At 60.4% G+C, this 16,613-nt stretch carries 15 protein-coding genes; 7 read left to right on the top strand and 8 right to left on the bottom strand.

Going from position 1 to position 16,613, the window contains the following annotated elements:
- Nucleotides 1-20: 20 nt before the first annotated feature.
- The 4 genes from ACA043_RS17450 to ACA043_RS17435 all read right to left on the bottom strand — a co-directional run bounded on the left by ACA043_RS17450 (nt 21) and on the right by ACA043_RS17435 (nt 3,957).
- Nucleotides 21-896, bottom strand: coding sequence for an ABC transporter permease subunit (locus ACA043_RS17450; RefSeq protein WP_401264454.1), 876 nt, complete (start codon nt 894-896; stop codon nt 21-23).
- Nucleotides 893-1,774 (bottom strand): ABC transporter permease subunit, encoded by an 882-nt coding sequence (locus ACA043_RS17445; RefSeq protein WP_187680546.1) that lies wholly within the window; start codon nt 1,772-1,774, stop codon nt 893-895. The genes ACA043_RS17450 and ACA043_RS17445 overlap by 4 nt, the downstream gene beginning before the upstream one ends.
- Before the next feature lie 29 nt (nt 1,775-1,803).
- Nucleotides 1,804-2,946 (bottom strand): polyamine ABC transporter ATP-binding protein, encoded by a 1,143-nt coding sequence (potA, locus tag ACA043_RS17440; RefSeq protein WP_187680499.1) that lies wholly within the window; start codon nt 2,944-2,946, stop codon nt 1,804-1,806.
- Nucleotides 2,947-3,195: 249 nt separating this feature from the next.
- On the bottom strand, nt 3,196-3,957 hold the full coding sequence (locus ACA043_RS17435) for a gamma-glutamyl-gamma-aminobutyrate hydrolase family protein (protein ID WP_187680500.1): 762 nt from the start codon (nt 3,955-3,957) through the stop codon (nt 3,196-3,198).
- Nucleotides 3,958-4,239: 282 nt separating this feature from the next.
- Between ACA043_RS17435 and ACA043_RS17430 the strand changes: the two genes are divergently transcribed.
- The 4 genes from ACA043_RS17430 (at nt 4,240) to ACA043_RS17415 (ending at nt 9,610) form a co-directional block, all read left to right on the top strand.
- Nucleotides 4,240-5,616, top strand: a complete 1,377-nt coding sequence (locus ACA043_RS17430) for a glutamine synthetase family protein (protein WP_095187561.1) — start codon at nt 4,240-4,242, stop codon at nt 5,614-5,616.
- A 250-nt stretch (nt 5,617-5,866) separates the two neighbouring features.
- The gene (locus ACA043_RS17425; protein ID WP_497657534.1) at nt 5,867-7,357 is read left to right on the top strand and encodes an aldehyde dehydrogenase; all 1,491 of its coding nucleotides are present in this window, start codon (nt 5,867-5,869) and stop codon (nt 7,355-7,357) included.
- Between the two features lie 52 nt (nt 7,358-7,409).
- Nucleotides 7,410-8,693, top strand: a complete 1,284-nt coding sequence (locus ACA043_RS17420) for an NAD(P)/FAD-dependent oxidoreductase (RefSeq protein WP_497657533.1) — start codon at nt 7,410-7,412, stop codon at nt 8,691-8,693.
- A 368-nt stretch (nt 8,694-9,061) separates the two neighbouring features.
- Complete coding sequence (locus ACA043_RS17415; RefSeq protein WP_042558757.1) at nt 9,062-9,610, top strand: cupin domain-containing protein; 549 nt, start codon at nt 9,062-9,064, stop codon at nt 9,608-9,610.
- Between the two features lie 401 nt (nt 9,611-10,011).
- On the opposite strand, the gene ACA043_RS17410 is transcribed toward ACA043_RS17415, so the two are convergent.
- Nucleotides 10,012-10,443, bottom strand: coding sequence for a hypothetical protein (locus ACA043_RS17410; RefSeq protein ID WP_497614447.1), 432 nt, complete (start codon nt 10,441-10,443; stop codon nt 10,012-10,014).
- Nucleotides 10,444-10,664: 221 nt separating this feature from the next.
- Between ACA043_RS17410 and ACA043_RS17405 the strand changes: the two genes are divergently transcribed.
- The 3 genes from ACA043_RS17405 (at nt 10,665) to ACA043_RS17395 (ending at nt 12,843) form a co-directional block, all read left to right on the top strand.
- Nucleotides 10,665-11,096: an HD domain-containing protein gene (locus tag ACA043_RS17405; RefSeq protein WP_497657532.1), complete on the top strand. Its 432-nt coding sequence runs from the start codon at nt 10,665-10,667 to the stop codon at nt 11,094-11,096.
- A 155-nt stretch (nt 11,097-11,251) separates the two neighbouring features.
- Complete coding sequence (locus ACA043_RS17400) at nt 11,252-12,271, top strand: AbrB family transcriptional regulator (protein ID WP_497657531.1); 1,020 nt, start codon at nt 11,252-11,254, stop codon at nt 12,269-12,271.
- Nucleotides 12,272-12,396: 125 nt separating this feature from the next.
- Complete coding sequence (locus ACA043_RS17395; protein ID WP_497657530.1) at nt 12,397-12,843, top strand: hypothetical protein; 447 nt, start codon at nt 12,397-12,399, stop codon at nt 12,841-12,843.
- Here the strand turns inward: ACA043_RS17395 and ACA043_RS17390 are convergent.
- The 3 genes from ACA043_RS17390 to ACA043_RS17380 are packed head-to-tail and all read right to left on the bottom strand — an operon-like array spanning nt 12,828 to nt 16,507.
- Nucleotides 12,828-13,853, bottom strand: a complete 1,026-nt coding sequence (locus ACA043_RS17390) for a DUF2955 domain-containing protein (protein WP_497657529.1) — start codon at nt 13,851-13,853, stop codon at nt 12,828-12,830. The genes ACA043_RS17395 and ACA043_RS17390 overlap by 16 nt on opposite strands.
- Nucleotides 13,843-14,961, bottom strand: a complete 1,119-nt coding sequence (locus ACA043_RS17385) for an HlyD family secretion protein (RefSeq protein ID WP_497657528.1) — start codon at nt 14,959-14,961, stop codon at nt 13,843-13,845. Before ACA043_RS17385 ends, ACA043_RS17390 begins: the two co-directional genes overlap by 11 nt.
- Nucleotides 14,954-16,507 (bottom strand): efflux transporter outer membrane subunit, encoded by a 1,554-nt coding sequence (locus ACA043_RS17380; protein WP_497614438.1) that lies wholly within the window; start codon nt 16,505-16,507, stop codon nt 14,954-14,956. The genes ACA043_RS17385 and ACA043_RS17380 overlap by 8 nt, the downstream gene beginning before the upstream one ends.
- Nucleotides 16,508-16,613 lie beyond the last annotated feature (106 nt).

The following is a 16,613-nucleotide window of genomic DNA, read 5'->3' as shown; positions in this document are numbered from 1 at the left end:
TGATTCCAGTTCCTGCAGGGTTATGCGGTGGCGGCGCGTGGCGGTTGCTGCCACGACTCGTTCGCCGTCTGATCCATCGCGTCCTGAATCGCACGCTTGCGGTTGGCTTCTGCCTTGCGACCGAAGTACCAGACGAGGAAGGTCACCAGCGACACCGCCAGCAAAATCAGGCTGGCCACGGCGTTGATCTCAGGCTTCACGCCCAGACGCACCGCCGAGAACACTTCCATCGGCAGCGTCGTCGAACCCGGGCCGGACACGAAGCTCGCCAACACCAGGTCATCCAGCGACAAGGCGAACGACATCATCCCGCCCGCCGCCAGCGACGGCGCGATCATCGGGATGGTGATCAGGAAAAACACCTTGAACGGTTTGGCCCCAAGATCCATCGCCGCTTCTTCGATCGACAGGTCCAGTTCACGCAGGCGGGCGGAGACTACCACCGCCACATAGGCTGCACAAAACGTGGTGTGGGCGATCCAGATCGTGACGATGCCACGCTCCTGCGGCCAGCCGATCAACTGCGCCATCGCCACGAACAGCAGCAACAGCGACAGACCGGTGATCACCTCAGGCATTACCAACGGCGCGGTGACCAGACCACCGAACAGCGTGCGGCCCTTGAAGCGAGTCACGCGAGTCAGCACAAACGCCGCCAACGTACCCAGCGCGACAGCGGCAATCGCCGTGTAGCAGGCGATTTCCAGCGAGCGCAGCACCGAGCCCATCAGTTGCGTGTTGTCGAGCAGGCCGACGTACCACTTCACCGACCAGCCGCCCCATACCGTCACCAGTTTCGAGGCGTTGAACGAGTAGATCACCAGGATCAGCATCGGCAGGTAGATAAACGCCAGGCCGAAGATCAGCATGAATTTTGCAAAACCGAAGCGTTTCATCCCCGTGCCTCCATCTCTTTGGCCTGGCTGCGGTTGAACAGCAGAATCGGCACAATCAGGATCAACAGCATCACCACCGCCAGGGCAGACGCCACCGGCCAGTCGCGGTTATTGAAGAACTCTTGCCACAGCACACGACCGATCATCAGCGTCTCCGGGCCACCCAGCAGTTCCGGAATCACAAACTCACCGACCACCGGAATGAACACCAGCATGCAACCGGCAATAATGCCGTTCTTGGCCAGCGGCACGGTGATTTTCCAGAAGTTGTTGAAGTTGCTCGAACCCAGATCCGACGCGGCTTCCAGCAGGCTACCGTCGTGCTTCACAAGGTTGGCGTACAGCGGCAACACCATGAACGGCAGGTAGGCGTAGACCACGCCGATGTACACCGCCGTGTTGGTGTTGAGGATCTCGATCGGGTGATCGGTGAGCCCGGTCCACATCAGAAATCCGTTGAGCAAACCGTTGTTGCTGAGGATGCCCATCCACGCGTAAACGCGGATCAGGATCGCCGTCCAGGTCGGCATCATGATCAACAGCAGCAGGACGTTTTGCGTTTCCTTGCCGGTTTTGGTGATCGCGTAGGCCATCGGGAAACCGATCACCAGGCACATCAACGTGCTGAGTGCTGCGACCTTCAGTGAGCCGAGGTAGGCGGACAGATACAGCTCGTCTTCGCCGAGCATGGTGTAGTTGCCGATGTTCAGCAGCAGCTGGAATTTCTGTTCGGCATAGGTGTAGATCTCCGAGTATGGCGGGATCGACAGCGCGGCTTCCGAGAAACTGATCTTCATCACCAGGAAAAACGGCAGCATAAAGAACAGGAACAGCCAGATGAACGGAATGCCGATTACCAGTTTTCGTCCGCTGGGCACCAGGCGCAGGAATTGCTGATTGAAGGTTCTCATGAGCGCAGTACCACGCCGCTGTCGTCTTCCCACCAGACGTAGACCGTGTCGTCCCAGGTCGGTCGCGCGCCACGGCGTTCGGCGTTAGCCATGAACGACTGGACGATCTTGCCACCAGGCAATTGGACGTAAAACACCGAGTGGCCGCCGAGGTAGGCGATGTCATGCACTTTGCCTTCGGACCAGTTGTAGCGAGTCTCTGGCTTGATCGTGCTGACGAGCATTTTTTCCGGACGAATCGCGTAGGTGATCGACTTGTCCTGCACCGAGGTGCTGACGCCGTGGCCGACGTAAATCTTCTGCTGCAAGTCCGGGCTGTGGATGATCGCGTGACCTTCAAGGTCTTCCACCACGGTGCCGTCGAAAGCGTTCACGTTACCGATGAACTCGCAGACCATGCGACTGACCGGCGCTTCATAGATGTCGACCGGGCTGCCGATCTGGGCGATCCAGCCCAGGTGCATGATCGCGATGCGCTCGGCCATGGTCATGGCTTCTTCCTGGTCATGGGTCACCATCACGCAGGTCACGCCGACGCGTTCGATGATCTCGACCAGTTCCAACTGCATCTGCGAACGCAGCTTTTTATCCAGCGCCCCCATCGGCTCATCGAGCAACAGCAACTTCGGACGCTTGGCCAAAGAGCGGGCGAGGGCGACACGCTGGCGCTGACCGCCGGACAACTGATGCGGTTTGCGTTTGGCGTATTGGGTCATGTGCACCAGACGCAGCATTTCTTCGACGCGGGCGTCGATTTCGCTGGCCGGCAAACGGTCCTGCTTGAGGCCAAAGGCGATGTTCTGCGCGACGGTCATGTGTGGGAACAGCGCGTAGGACTGGAACATCATGTTGATCGGCCGCTCATAGGGCGGCATGTCGGTGATGTCCACGCCGTCGAGCAGAATTCGCCCTTCAGTCGGGCGCTCGAAACCGGCAAGCATGCGCAGCAGGGTCGATTTGCCCGAACCGGAGCCGCCGAGCAGGGCAAAGATTTCACCCTGATGGATCTCCAGGGACACATCGTCCACGGCGGTGGTTTCGTCGAACTTCTTGGTCACGCGATCGACTTTCACCAGAACCTTTTTCGGTTGCTGATGACCTTCAAGAGCCTTCCTGTAAGTGCTGGAGGCGTTTGCCATGTGAAACTCCCAACAGATTTCAGTCGCCGGGCCAATGTGGCCTGGCTTAAGTGGATTGCAAGCCCAGGGCAACAATCCCCGTCACCACACGGCAGCGGGTTGCCCATTGCTTGTTCGGCGCCGCCGTCCTGGCTGCCTGGGTCGTACTTGTTGTTATTACGGTTTGTTGTTTTCACGGATGACGGATGCGCACACGCACAGCCGCCGACCCCGTGGGGGCAGTCAACAGTTATTGAATCCTGGGTTGTGTCAGCGCTTGTTGCGTCGCGCGGCCCGTTGCCGACAAGCCTCACCGAATGCCTGGAAAATCTTCAGGTAGTTCGGGTTGTCCAGCACCTGCCATTCCGGGTGCCATTGCACACCGAGGGCGAAGGTCGGGCTGTGCTCCACCGAGATCGCCTCGATCAGACCATCCGGCGCCACCGCTTCGGCGCGCAGGCCGGGAGCGAGGCGGTCGATGCCCTGACTGTGAATCGAGTTCACCTGGAACTCGCCCGGCAACTCCAGCGCTTCGAACACGCCGCCGCCAAGCACCGTGACGGCGTGAGCCGGTGCGTATTGCACAGCCACGTCCGGGCTGTCGGCTTCGCGGTGATCGAGCATGCCCGGCAGCTCATGCACCTTCTGATGCAGGCTGCCGCCGAAGGCCACGTTCATTTCCTGGAAGCCACGGCAAATGCCCAGCACCGGAACGCCCGCCGCAATGGCTGCACGCAATAAAGGAAGGGTGGTGGCATCCCGCGCCGGATCGTGATCCGTACCGGGAGCGCTGGCCGGGCCTTGATAGTGGAAAGGTTCCACATTCGAAGGAGAGCCGGTCAGCATCAGACCGTCGAGTTGACCGAGCAGGTCTTCGATTTCAGTCAGGTTGCCAAGGGAAGGAATGACCACCGGCAACCCCAGCGCCGCAACGCTGACAGCGCGAACGTACTTGTCGCCGCTGATGTGATAGGGGTGCAGGCCAATCTGTTTGACGCACGCTGTAACGCCGATCAATGGCTTGAATGCCATTTTTATTCACCTCGAAGTTTGACACTTGAACGAGCTTGTCCGGAGCTTAGCCTCGTTGATTTTAATTAACAACCGCCATGTAAAAAATTCTAAACGCCGCTCATCAAATCGTCAGGGTTTCTGGGCGTCTGGCGCTCGTATTGGCACGCAAGTGTTAAAAAAAGCCCTAAAAATAAAGGCTGAGCGGCAAGCTGTTCGCTATTGACTTCACTTTGCCGTTCGGGTTGACTGGCTCGGCGAAACAGCAGTGAACATAATAATTAACAGCTAAATAGGTGCATCATGTCGGTCCCTCTGCGTACCGTTCAACTCAACGAAGCAAACGCATTCCTTAAGAAATATCCTGAGGTTTTGTACGTCGACCTTCTGATTGCGGATATGAACGGTGTGGTGCGCGGCAAGCGCATCGAACGCACCAGTCTTCATAAGGTTTACGAGAAAGGCATCAACCTGCCGGCCTCGCTCTTCGCCCTCGACATCAATGGCTCCACAGTGGAAAGCACCGGCCTGGGCCTGGACATCGGCGACTCTGACCGTATCTGCTACCCGATCCCCGGCACCCTGAGCATCGAGCCGTGGCAGAAGCGCCCAACCGCGCAATTGCTGATGACCATGCACGAACTTGAAGGCCAGCCGTTCTTTGCTGACCCGCGTGAAGTGTTGGCCAACGTCGTGCGCAAGTTCGATGACATGGGCCTGACCATCTGCGCCGCGTTCGAACTGGAGTTCTACTTGATCGACCAGGACAACGTGAACGGCCGTCCGCAGTCGCCGCGTTCGCCGGTTTCGGGCAAGCGCCCGGTGTCGACTCAGGTCTACCTGATCGACGACCTCGACGAGTACGTCGACTGCCTGCAAGACATCCTCGAAGGCGCGAAAGAGCAGGGCATCCCCGCTGACGCCATCGTCAAGGAAAGCGCCCCGGCGCAGTTCGAAGTCAACCTGCATCACGTCTCCGATCCGATCAAGGCGTGCGACTACGCCGTCCTGCTCAAGCGTCTGGTGAAAAACATCGCCTACGACCACGAGATGGACACCACCTTCATGGCCAAGCCGTATCCTGGCCAGGCGGGCAACGGTCTGCACGTGCACATTTCGATTCTGGACAAAGAAGGCAACAACATCTTCGCCAGCGAGGATCCCGAGCAGAACGCCGCGCTGCGACACGCGATCGGCGGTGTGCTGGAGACCCTGCCTGCGCAAATGGCGTTCCTCTGCCCGAACGTCAACTCGTACCGTCGCTTCGGCGCACAGTTCTACGTGCCGAACTCGCCGAGCTGGGGCATCGACAACCGCACGGTTGCGGTACGTGTGCCAACCGGTTCCGCCGACGCCGTGCGTATCGAGCATCGCGTAGCCGGTGCTGACGCCAACCCGTACCTGCTGATGGCTTCGGTGCTGGCCGGTATTCACCACGGCCTGACCAACCAGATCGAACCGGGCGCGCCTGTCGAAGGCAACAGCTACGAGCAGAACGAGCAGAGCCTGCCTAACAACCTGCGCGACGCCCTGCGCGAGCTGGACGACAGCGAAGTCATGGCCCGCTACATCGATCCGCTGTACATCGACGTATTCGTCGCGTGCAAGGAAAGCGAGCTGGCCGAGTTCGAAAACTCGATCTCTGACCTTGAGTACAACTGGTATCTGCATACGGTGTGATTGTTTGAGGGCCCCAAAAGCCCCTCACCCTAACCCTCTCCCAAAGGGAGAGGGGACTGACGGAGTTGTCTTGAGATATTCAGCGACCTGAACGATCCAGTCGATTATGGATTCGGCAAAGATTTTTCAGGTCGGCGGAGATTCTGAGCATCCCCCAATCGGTCCCCTCTCCCACCGGGAGAGGGCTAGGGTGAGGGCAGCCATCTCAAGCCAGACAACCCCCCCAATTCCCCCTTGTCGAGCCACAACAATGACTACAACCCGCAACGACTGGGAACAACGCTTCCAGTCCCTGAGCATCGAATCCCGCGCCTTCATCAACGGCGAATACCGCCCTGCGATCAGCGGCGACACCTTCGAATGCCTGAGCCCCGTTGACGGCCGTTTCCTCGCCTCCGTGGCCAGCACCGACGAAGCCGACGCCAACCTCGCCGTTGAGGTCGCGCGCCAGTCTTTCGAATCCGGCGTGTGGGCGAAAAAAGCCCCGGCCGAGCGCAAGCGCATCCTGATCCGCTTCGCCGATCTGATCCTGCAACACCAGGAAGAGCTGGCGCTGCTCGAAACCCTGGACATGGGCAAACCGATCAGCGACTCGATGAGCATCGACATCCCGGCGACCGCCAACGCGATCCGCTGGAGCGCCGAAGCCATCGACAAGATCTACGACGAAGTTGCCGCCACGCCGCACGACCAACTGGGTCTGGTTACTCGCGAACCGTCAGGTGTTGTCGCCGCGATCGTGCCGTGGAACTTCCCGCTGATCATGGCCAGCTGGAAATTCGCTCCGGCGCTGGCGGCGGGCAACTCGTTCATCCTCAAGCCTTCGGAAAAGTCGCCGCTGACTGCCATCCGCATCGCTCAGTTGGCGTTGGATGCAGGCATTCCAAAAGGCGTGTTCAACGTTTTGCCAGGCTTCGGTCACACCGTCGGCAAAGCATTGGCGCTGCACATGGACGTCGACGTGCTGGCCTTCACTGGCTCCACGGCGATTGCCAAGCAACTGATGATTTATGCCGGCCAAAGCAACATGAAGCGCGTCTGGCTCGAAGCAGGGGGCAAGAGCCCTAACGTGGTGTTCGCCGACGCACCGGACTTGCGCGCGGCAGCACAAGCGGCGGCCGGCGCCATTGCCTTCAATCAGGGCGAAGTCTGCACTGCCGGTTCGCGCCTGCTGGTCGAGCGTTCGATTCGCGAGCAGTTCATCCCGATGCTGGTGGAAGCGCTGCAAGCGTGGAAACCCGGTCACGCCCTCGACCCGGCCACCACTGTCGGCGCCGTGGTCGATCAGCGCCAACTCGACAACGTGCTGCGCTACATCAGCATCGGTCGCGAGCAGGGCGCTGAACTGATCGCCGGCGGCAAACGCACTCTCGAAGAAACCGGTGGCTTGTACGTCGAGCCGGCGCTGTTCGACGGCGTGACCAACGCCATGACCATCGCCCAGGAAGAAATCTTCGGCCCGGTCCTGTCGCTGATCACCTTCGACACCGCTGAAGAAGCACTGCAAATCGCCAACGACAGCATCTTCGGTCTCGCCGCCGGGGTCTGGACCAGCAACCTGAGCAAGGCGCACACCTTCGCCCGAGGCCTGCGCGCCGGCAGCGTGTGGGTCAACCAATACGACGGCGGCGACATGACGGCGCCGTTCGGTGGCTTCAAACAATCAGGTAACGGTCGCGACAAATCGCTGCACGCGTTCGACAAGTACACCGAGCTGAAAGCGACCTGGATCAAGCTCTGATTTTTCTAAAGCGGTGGTCGCCTTCAATGGGCGACCCTCGGAGAACAATAAAATGAAACAACAACACGTCAACAGCTACTACGCCGCCACCCGCAACGAAGTCATCGACTTCCCGGTTCTGGAAGAAGCGGTGGATTGCGATGTCTGCATCATCGGCGCCGGCTACACCGGCCTGTCCTCGGCACTGTTTCTCAGCGAGGCCGGCTATAAAGTGACCGTGCTTGAAGCGGCGAAAGTCGGCTACGGCGCCAGCGGTCGCAATGGCGGTCAACTGGTCAACTCCTACAGCCGCGACGTCGATGTGATCGAAGAGCGCTACGGCGACAAGACCGCAGAAATCCTCGGCAGCATGATCTTCGAAGGCGCCGACATCATCCGTTCGCGCATCAAGGACTACGACATCAAATGCGACTACCGCCCGGGCGGTATCTTCGCAGCGATGAACAAGAAGCAGCTCAACGGCCTGGCCGAGCAGAAGCGCAACTGGGAACGCTACGGCAACCACAACCTGAAGATGCTCGATGCGGCGGACATTCGTCGCGAAGTCGGCTCCGACGCCTACGTCGGCGGCCTGCTCGACCTGCAGGGCGGCCACGTACATCCACTGAACCTGGCCCTCGGCGAAGCCGCCGCAATCACGCGTCTGGGTGGCAAGATCTACGAGCAATCCGCTGCCGTGGAAATCACCTACGGCGAGCCAAACATCGTGCGCACCGCCAAAGGCCTGGTACGCGCCAAGTACCTGCTGATCGCCGGCAACGCCTACCTGCCGCAAGGCCTCGACAACCGCGTCACCGCGAAAAGCATGCCGTGCGGCTCACAGATCGTCGTCACCGAACCGTTGACCGAAAAACAGGCGCGCAGCCTGATCACCAACAACTACTGCGTCGAAGACTGCAACTACTTGCTCGATTACTACCGCCTCACCGCAGACAACCGTCTGCTCTACGGCGGCGGCGTGGTCTACGGCGCCCGTGAACCGGACGACATCGAACAACTGATCCGCCCGAAGATCCTCAAGACCTTCCCGCAGCTCAAAGACGTGAAAATCGACTACCGCTGGACCGGCAACTTCCTGCTGACCATGTCACGCATGCCGCAATTCGGCCGCATCGAGAAAAACGCCTACTACATGCAAGGCTACAGCGGCCACGGCGTCACCTGCTCGCACCTGGCTGGCAAACTGATCTCGGAAATGATCCGCGGCGACGCCGAACGCTTCAACGCCTTCGCCTCGCTCCCACACATGCCAATGCTCGGCGGCCGCACCTTCTCCGCACCGCTGACAGCCCTCGGCGCGGTCTACTACTCGCTACGCGACCGCTTCGGCCTCTAAGTTAGCAATGTTCAAAATGTGGGAGCTGGCTTGCCAGCGATGACGGCCTGACAACCTCCACAAAGCCAACTGACACAAAAGAGATCCAACTGTGGGAGCGAGCCTGCTCGCGAAGAGGTCATTCAGCCAACATCGCCGTCGTCTGACACACCGCTTTCGCGAGCAGGCTCGCTCCCACAGTGACTCTACTACCAAGGCAGGAAAGACTTTTCCCCCACCATCCATCGAACCTGCTGAGCTACACCATCAAACGTGATTTAATAGCCGCCTTTCACGGTTCCGGGACACGGGAGCAACGTGATCCGCGCCCCGGCGCGTCACCCGCCACCCACCCCCATTACCCTTAAGTACCTCAACATAAGGCAGTCATGGATACGGGTTCTCGACTCAAACTAGTACGCGAAAGCTACAAACTCTCCCAGCGCGAGCTGGCCCGGCGTAGCGGCGTGACCAATGCCACCATCTCCCTGATCGAACAGAATCGCGTCAGCCCCTCCGTCAGCTCCCTGAAAAAGCTGCTCGAAGGCATCCCGATGTCCCTGGCCGACTTCTTCACCTTCGACCAGCCGCCACGCGAACACCAATACGTCTTCCGCGCCAACGAACAACCGGATCTTGGCCGCCATGGCCTGCGCCTGCTGCTGATCGGCGCCTCCGTGCCGAGCCGGCAGATGCGCTTGCTGCGCGAGCAATACGCACCGGGCGCGAGCTCCGGGGAAGAGCCGATTGTGCATTCGGAAGGTGAGGAGTGTGGGTTGGTGACGCGCGGGACTGTTGAGTTGACCGTGGATGGCTCGGTGAGTGTTTTGAATGCGGGGGATGGGTATTACTTTCCGACCACGCTGCCGCATAAGTTCCGGAATATCGGGGCGGATGAGGCTGAGATTATTAGTGCGAATACGCCGGCGAATTTTTGATAATGCCCCGTGGCCGATATTGGCGACTGGTTACTGCCGGGGTTGTCGAGTTTAGGCAATAAACAAGTGTGGTGGCGGAAATACACTGTGGCGAGGGGATTTATCCCCGATCGGCGACGCAGTCGTCGTAATCCGGGGCGTGCGGGGTGTCTGGAGAAATGAACTCGCCGGGTTGGGGCCGCTTCGCAGCCCATCTGGGATGAATCCCCTCGCCACAAGGGGTGTTTTCCTACGAGTTTTTCAGACTTCAAATTCGGTCGATCTCAAGTCATGGCTTTGTATGTTTGGTACAAGGGCCGCTTCGCAGCCCAGCGGGAGCAAGCTCCCTCGCCACGGTGATTGCATCGATATTTAAAAAGGGACACCCAGCGGTGTCCCTTTTTATGTGCGCTAAACAGCCGTTACTTCGCCTTCCAATCCCCACCCCCACTTTCGCAATCAATCTTCGCCTGCCCCAGATTCTCCGCACCGTAGTAATAAGTAGTCACCTGCGCACCATCAGGAATATTCAACGCTTTGGCGTTTTTGTCCTTGCTGGTGGAGTGCGGGTTGGCCAGGGATTCCTGGGTGAGCGTGGCGATGCAGGTGGCCTGGTAATGGTCATCGCACTGTTGGACCTTTTTCTTGACGGCGTTGACCATGTCTTTGCTTTCGTTGCTGCACGACCAGTCGATGGAATTGACGGGCACACCCTCATATTCGTAGCAACTGTGGCTGGAGACGGTGGGCACGGAGGCGCTGGAGGAGCGGGTTTCGACGTCGCAGCCTTCGGCCATGACGCAGGTGGGGATGACGCTGAAAGTGGCGATCAGAAGCAGGAATCGAATGTTCATCGGGCTTTCCTCTTCAATGGCGCCGGTTCTGATCAATGAGTGGGCGCTTATGGTTTCGAGATAGCGCAGGGGAAGGAGGTTCAATCAGGTTTTTGATTTGCGCTGTTCGCGTAGACTGAGAAACAATCGGACACATCTAGCGCCCCAAGGATTGGAATATTGCCCATGATTGAAATCTGTAGCCGCAATGGCACATCCGTTTCGCGCATTCGGAGACTTCCATGACGCAAACACTGGAACGCGCAATCGCCATCGCCGCCATCGCCGCCACTGCGCACGCGGGGCAGGTGGACAAGGGCGGGGCGCCGTACATTCTGCATCCGCTGAAGGTGATGCTGCGCATGACCACGCTGGAGGAACGCATCGTCGCGGTGCTGCACGACGTGGTCGAGGATTGCGATATCAGCCTGAATGACTTGCGCAAAGAGGGCTTCAGCGAAGAGGTGCTGACGGCCATTGCCTCGGTGACCAAAGTGCCGGGCGAGTCCTATGAGGATTTCGTCGAGCGCGCGGCGCAAAACCCGATCGGCCGGGTCGTGAAACTGGCGGATCTGGAAGAGAACAGCGACCTGTCGCGGATCGCCTCGCCGAGTTGGGAGGATCTGGAACGAGTCGAAAAATACCGTCGCGCAATCGGTCGGTTGCGCTCATAAAAATGGACACGCCCCTGTAGGAGCTGCCGAAGTCTCGGGCCGCGATCGGACGATCTTTTGATCTTGTTTTTTAGATTCAAAGTCAAAAGATCGCAGCCTGCGGCAGCTCCTACACGGGATCGTGTCGGGTCAGTTGAATAGCCAGGAAGGCGAATATGAAATCCATTCTATGTTTGTTGATCGCCGCCGGTTTTGGCGCCGTGTTGCAGTCCCTCGGTGTGCCTCATGGGTTGCTGCTGGGGTCGATCCTTGTCACGGCATTGGTCGTCACTAAATCCGGTTTTGCACCCGCGACACCTTATGGTTTGGGCTACATCCAGGTCACGCTGGGCATCGCCACCGGGCTGATGTTCGAAGCGTGGGACGGTGCGACGGCGTCGACGATGTTGCCGAGCCTTGGCGTGTTGCTGCTGTGCTTGACGGTGCAGATTGCCCTTGCCGGATGGTGGCTGACGCGCGGGGCAGGGTGGAATCGCACGGATGCACTGCTGGCGGTGTATCCGGGGGCTTTGGCGGCGGTGTTTGATTTGCTTGAGTCGGAGAAGGCGTCGAGCAAGGTAATCATCGTGCACCTGATGCGGTTGCTGTTGATCACGGTGTTGGTGAGCTTTTTGATTCCGGGGCAGGTGTCGGTTGCTGCTGTTGATAGCGATCCGTTGACCACCGGCATGGCGTTGACGGTTTTCTCGGTAATCGGCTTGAGCGTCGTGCTCGGTCGATTGCTGCTGGTAATCGGCGTGCCGGCGCCGTTCATGCTGACGGCGATTCTGCTGACTGCGGTGTTCGTGAAGTCGGGATGGCTGCAGGGCTTTCACATGCCGGACTGGAGTTTGAATCTGGCAGCCCTGGTGCTCGGCGTACGGATTGGATCGCGGTTCCAGGGTTTGGGCCTCAAGGAATTGGGGCTGCATGGTCGTACGGCGCTGGTGTCGGTCGGGTTGATGATCGTGGTGGCGGCGGCATTTGCCGAAGGGGCGGCGCGATGGTTGGGCAGCGATCCGCTGTCTCTGTGGCTGGCGTACATGCCGGGGGCGATCGAGACGATTGCGATTGTCGCGTTTGGGGGTGGGCTGAATGTGGTGTTTATCCTCACTCACCACTTGGCGCGGATGGTGCTGCTGCATTTTGCGCCGGCGTTGTTGGTGCAGGTGCGGCGGGTGCGGGAAGAGTCCTGATTACACATCATCCGTCGCGGTGAGGGAGTTTGCTCCTTCACCACTTAAATGAGTTTGCCACTGGTGAACTACACTATTTGATTACCCCGCATCACAGCCAACCCCAGGCCCCGCCGGAGGTAATCATGAATCGTTTGTCGTCCACCGCTCTCTTGATCGCCGCTCTTTGCGCCACGCAAGCCAATGCGCAAACCATCGTCCCGCTAAAGGGCCAGACTTCGCAACAAACCCAGATCGACATGAACGACTGCCATTCGGTCGCCGCCAGTTCCACCACTTCAACCCCGCAAACCGGTGGTCGCCTGAGGGGCGCTGCCGTCGGTGCTGCGGCCGGTGCAACAGCGGCTGAGGTGCGCGGTCGCCAGCACGACGAGTTTTATGATGCGGTCGACGATGATCGCAAGCAGGATTACCGGCAGAACCGCGCCGGGCAATCGGCTGCCGTCGGCGCGGTGGTGGGTGGTGCGCGACAGCGTCAGGATCGACGTGCGCAGAGCAAGACTGATGCAGCAGCCAGTTCCAGTGCTTACACCGGGTGTCTGCAAGGGCGCGGCTATCAGGTCACGCCTTGACGGCTGGGTTTGTGCGCTTCGAGCAGGCGCATCATCAACGCGCTGTAGAGCGTGACCAGAATGAACAGACCCATGCGCACGGCGAACGCGCTGTAGACGTCTTTGCCCGCGGCGCTGTCCTGCACCGATTGGCCGAGCAGGATGATCATCGTCACCAGGGTGTTCAGCCAGAAGCCGGGGCTGAAGGTTGTCGGGCTGAGGCGATAGAGTTTGCGCGCCAGCCACAGCCCGAACAGCAGCGTCCACAGAAAGAACATCCACACATGCACGAACAGGCTCAAGCCACACCAGAGCAGCACGGCCAGCAAGCCTCCGAGCAGGGTCGAGCCGAGCAGTTCGCGCCCGGCGTGATGGGTGTTGGGCGTGGAGGTTTGCTGGCCGAGGCTGACGGCTTTGAGGATGATCGGCAGGTAACTGGCCGGGTCGCTCAGGGCCAGCAAGAATGTCGGCATGACGATCAGGGTGGCGCGCAGTGCCACACGCGGGACTTCATCGGCGGGTAAGGCGGGCGGTTTCGGTGGGACAGGGCTGTCGGGCCGTTCTGGAAACAGTGTATGGCTGATGCCCACTACCGCGACCGCCAGCAACAAGCCTTTGACGAGGGCGCCGATCACCGCCATCGCCAGATCGAATTCGGCAAATCCGGCGGCAGAAATCATGGTCATGCCGATCACCAGAAAGGTCACGATCAACGGGTTACCGCCGCGCAGGCCAAAGCGAAACACCACAAACAAACCGAGCCCAATCAACAACACACCACTCACCGGGTAATAGCGCAGCAACGGCACCAGCAGCAGGCCGATGCTCGTTGTCAGCGCGGCAACCAGTGCCAACACTATCGCGCCTTTGAGCGGTAATGGCCTTGGCAGACTGGCCAGCAACAACACCGCCAGCACGGGCGAAATAAACGCCAGCGGAAGCGCTAGCGCATAACTGGCGGCGGTACACAGCGCGGTGCCGAACGCCAGGCGCAAGGCCCGTTGCGCCGGGACGCTGCGCTCAGTAGGCATACGACAGCCAGCTCATCAGCCCGACAAACAAGCGCCCCAACGGGTTGAGCGGATTGCCTTCGCTGGGGAAGGCCATGACTTCCGCCTGACCGCCGGCACGGATGGCGCGGCTGTCGATCAGGCGTTTTTTCGCCTCTTCAGTGAATTCGATGATCACCGGAAAACGTTGCGCCGGACGCAGCCAGTCGCGGCTGTTCTGGATGCTCGGCAGGGTGCCGGGCGCCGGCGTCTGGCCGACACTGACGCCATAGCCGACGCTGCGCACCCGGCCGTCGAGGACTTCGCCGGGCAGTGCGTCAAGGACGATGGCCACCGGGGTTCCAGGTTGCACGCGGCCGAGGTTGTTTTCGGTCAGGTCAGCGCTGATCCATACGTCGTGGATCGCTATCAGGGTCATCAGCGGGCTGCCGGCGGCGGTGAACTGGCCGACGTCAGTGCGCAGGTCGGTAATCAACCCGGCCGAGCGTGCGCCGATGCGGGTGTTGGCCAGATCCAGCTCGGCTTTGGCCAGTGCCGAGGCGGCGCTGCGTAACTGCGCGTTGGTGTCGGTATTGCCACCTTCCTGTTCCTGCGCCCGTTGCACTTCGGCGCGGGCGGCGGCAACTTGGGCGACCGCTTGTTCACGGTTTGCTCGCGACACCTCAAGAAGGCGAACGGAGACCGTGCCGGGATCTTGTTTGTACAAACCCTCGAGGCGCTGATTGTCCTGTCGTGCCTTGAGTTCGTTGGCTTGTGCGGCCCTTAAGGAAGCCTGTGCCGAGGCGATTCCGGCGGTGCTGGCGCCGACCTGCCGACGGGTCGATTCCAGATCGGCTTTTGCTCGATCGACGGCGATTTGCAACGGCTGTGGATCAAGTTCGAAGAGGGTGTCGCCCGCTTTCACATCCTGGTTGTTGCGCACGTTAACCCGGATTACCCGACCCGCGACTTCCGCCGCCACCGGAATCACGAACGCACCGACCCGCGCCTGCTGGGTGTAGGGCGTGTAGCGGTCGGCGAGCAGATACCAGGCCAGGCTCAGTACGATCAGCAGTAGCACCCAGCGGATGCCTTTTTTCGCTGCGTCGGGCTGGACAGGGGCAGGAGCGGGCGTCGTGTTTTCAGTCATGGCGGCTTTCCTGCGATGGAAGGGGATACGCCGGTTGGGCGGGTGGCGCGGTGAGCAAATCGCCCCAATCGGTGCGTTGTTGCATCTGTTGTCGGGTCGGCTCGTCGATCTGCGGCGCGTTGCTCTGCCAGCCGCCTCCGAGGGATTTGTACAGAGCGATCAGATTGCTCACGGCGTTGCTGCGGCTGACCAGATAGTTGTCCTGCAATTCCAGCAACGCACGCTGGGCGTCGAGCACCCTCTGGAAGTCCGAATAACCTTCGCGGTATTGCGTGTTGGCCAGCACCAGCGAACGCCGTGCGGCACCTTCGGCCTCACGTAAAATGCGTTCGCGTTCCAGCGCCTTGCTCAAGCCACTGGCGGCGTCGTCAGCCTCGCGCGCGGCTTGCCGAACCTTGTCGCGATAGGCTTCGATCAGTTGCTGCAAGCGTGCGTCCTGCACCCGCACGTTATTGCGGATGCGGCCGTAATCGAAGATGTTCCAGCGCAGGCTCGGGCCACCGATCAAGTCGAGGCTGCGTGGGGTAGCGCCGAGGGAATCAGTCGACCAGACGATGCTGCCGAGCAAGGTCAGCGACGGGTACAGATCAGTCTCGGCAACACCGACCAGCGCCGATTGCGCGGCGACATTCAGCTCCGCCGCGCGCACGTCCGGGCGGCGCAGCAGCAGGTTGGCCGGGACGTCTTGCAGCACGGCGCGATCCAGCAAAGGAATCAGCCCGGTTTGTTCGGCCAGCATCGCCGCGCCACCGGGCGGCTGGCCGACGAGCACCGCCAGCGCATTGCGCGTGCGCAGCAATTGGTCTTCGAATGCCGGAATGCTGCTCAGCGTGCCGAGGTATTGGGTTTTCGCCTGTTGCAGGTCGAGTTCGGCGCTCTGGCCGCTGGTGAAAAGCTTTTCGGTGATCTCGAAATTGCGTTTTTGCTGGACGGCGTTTTCCCGGGCGACGCGCAGTCGTGCTTCGGTGGTGCGCAGGGAAAAATAGGTGTCGGCGACTTGCGCGCGCAGCAGTACAAGGGCGTCTTCGTAGTTGGCCTGAGCGGCGAAGTAGCTGGCATCGGACGATTCGATGGCGCGACTGAAGCGCCCCCAGAAATCCAGCTCCCAACCGATATCGAACGCGGCGCTGTGTTGCCAGAAGTGCAGATCCTGCGGGTTGCTGCCGCCGGACTGGTGGCGGTCGATGTAGAGGCTGTCGACCCCGACCTGTTGCAGTTGCGGGTAGCGGCCGCTTTCGGCGATGCCCAGTTGGGCGCGGGCTTCGAGCACCCGCAGGCCGGCGATTTTCAGGCTGCTGTTATGTGCATCCGCTTCGGCAATCAGGCGATCCAGCACCGGGTCGGCGAACACCTGCCACCACTGGCGCAGGTCTGGCTGGGCCGCACGTTCGCTGGCCTGCTCCAGCGCTGCGCTGTTCCATTGCTTGCTCCAGGCTTCGGCCGGCGGCTGGAAATCCGGCCCCAGACGCACACAGCCGCTGAAGCTCAGCGCGCCGAGCAACAACAGGTGACCGGGCCGCGTCAGCAGGGCTGTCGGTGCAGGCATTGCGTGTGTCCCCAATCGCCAATATCACTGGAGCATAGACCGCGAATTGCAGGTTGTTCGGGCGAATCTGCTGCTACGCTTTTCAGGCACGGCATCCCGCCAAAAC

This window comes from Pseudomonas sp. LBUM1648, from assembly GCF_059716145.1.
Note: the sequence above shows the minus strand (reverse complement) of the source record. Positions and strands in the feature narration are given on the sequence as shown.

What these genes read in the sequence shown, in the direction of transcription:
- ACA043_RS17405 (WP_497657532.1), top strand. Translation starts at nt 10,665, where the DNA reads ATGACGCAAACACTGGAACGCGCAATCGCCATCGCCGCCATCGCCGCC.
- ACA043_RS17430 (WP_095187561.1), top strand. Translation starts at nt 4,240, where the DNA reads ATGTCGGTCCCTCTGCGTACCGTTCAACTCAACGAAGCAAACGCATTC.
- ACA043_RS17395 (WP_497657530.1), top strand. Translation starts at nt 12,397, where the DNA reads ATGAATCGTTTGTCGTCCACCGCTCTCTTGATCGCCGCTCTTTGCGCC.
- ACA043_RS17400 (WP_497657531.1), top strand. Translation starts at nt 11,252, where the DNA reads ATGAAATCCATTCTATGTTTGTTGATCGCCGCCGGTTTTGGCGCCGTG.
- ACA043_RS17415 (WP_042558757.1), top strand. Translation starts at nt 9,062, where the DNA reads ATGGATACGGGTTCTCGACTCAAACTAGTACGCGAAAGCTACAAACTC.
- potA (WP_187680499.1), bottom strand. Translation starts at nt 2,946, where the DNA reads ATGGCAAACGCCTCCAGCACTTACAGGAAGGCTCTTGAAGGTCATCAG.
- ACA043_RS17385 (WP_497657528.1), bottom strand. Translation starts at nt 14,961, where the DNA reads ATGACTGAAAACACGACGCCCGCTCCTGCCCCTGTCCAGCCCGACGCA.
- ACA043_RS17380 (WP_497614438.1), bottom strand. Translation starts at nt 16,507, where the DNA reads ATGCCTGCACCGACAGCCCTGCTGACGCGGCCCGGTCACCTGTTGTTG.
- ACA043_RS17450 (WP_401264454.1), bottom strand. Translation starts at nt 896, where the DNA reads ATGAAACGCTTCGGTTTTGCAAAATTCATGCTGATCTTCGGCCTGGCG.
- ACA043_RS17420 (WP_497657533.1), top strand. Translation starts at nt 7,410, where the DNA reads ATGAAACAACAACACGTCAACAGCTACTACGCCGCCACCCGCAACGAA.
- ACA043_RS17425 (WP_497657534.1), top strand. Translation starts at nt 5,867, where the DNA reads ATGACTACAACCCGCAACGACTGGGAACAACGCTTCCAGTCCCTGAGC.
- ACA043_RS17435 (WP_187680500.1), bottom strand. Translation starts at nt 3,957, where the DNA reads ATGGCATTCAAGCCATTGATCGGCGTTACAGCGTGCGTCAAACAGATT.
- ACA043_RS17390 (WP_497657529.1), bottom strand. Translation starts at nt 13,853, where the DNA reads ATGCCTACTGAGCGCAGCGTCCCGGCGCAACGGGCCTTGCGCCTGGCG.
- ACA043_RS17410 (WP_497614447.1), bottom strand. Translation starts at nt 10,443, where the DNA reads ATGAACATTCGATTCCTGCTTCTGATCGCCACTTTCAGCGTCATCCCC.